This window comes from Streptococcus sp. SS-4456 (assembly GCF_036680365.1).
Taxonomy (GTDB): Bacteria; Bacillota; Bacilli; order Lactobacillales; family Streptococcaceae; genus Streptococcus.
In genome coordinates this window covers 1-374 of the sequence record NZ_JAVIHI010000110.1, presented here as the reverse complement: position 1 = coordinate 374, position 374 = coordinate 1, and the positions used below count along the sequence as shown (strand labels likewise).

Below are 374 nucleotides of genomic sequence, written 5' to 3'. Positions count from 1 at the left end.
TTCCACTGTACCTGTTGGTGGTTGTGGAATCCATGAACCAAGTTTCACATAAGTTACTTCTTCTGTGATGTTACCAGTTGTTTCTGTCGCTACAATAGCTTCTGCTGTAGTACTTGGAGCTACACCTGTGCCATTGTTGGTTGCGCTTTGTGCCAAGTAGCCTGTCACAAGAGGTAATGGATGACCTTCAAGTGTCGCATCGCCGGCCTTAGCTGTCCATGCTTGCCATGTCACTTCACCTGTAACGTGGTTGATTTCGCCTGAACGTTCGAAGGTAACAGTATTGCTTGAGCCTGGAGCTGCTTCGCCACCTTCTGCTTTCACATAAGTAACGGTACGGCTGATCGTACGGCTCACATCATCAACACCCTTAT

The 374-nt window shown here is 47.9% G+C and carries 1 protein-coding gene; it reads right to left on the bottom strand.

Annotated elements, in window-relative coordinates; translation table 11 throughout:
• Window positions 1-374, bottom strand: a 374-nt coding sequence (locus RFK25_RS11590) for a mucin-binding protein (RefSeq protein WP_443035565.1), incomplete at both ends; no start/stop codon positions are given.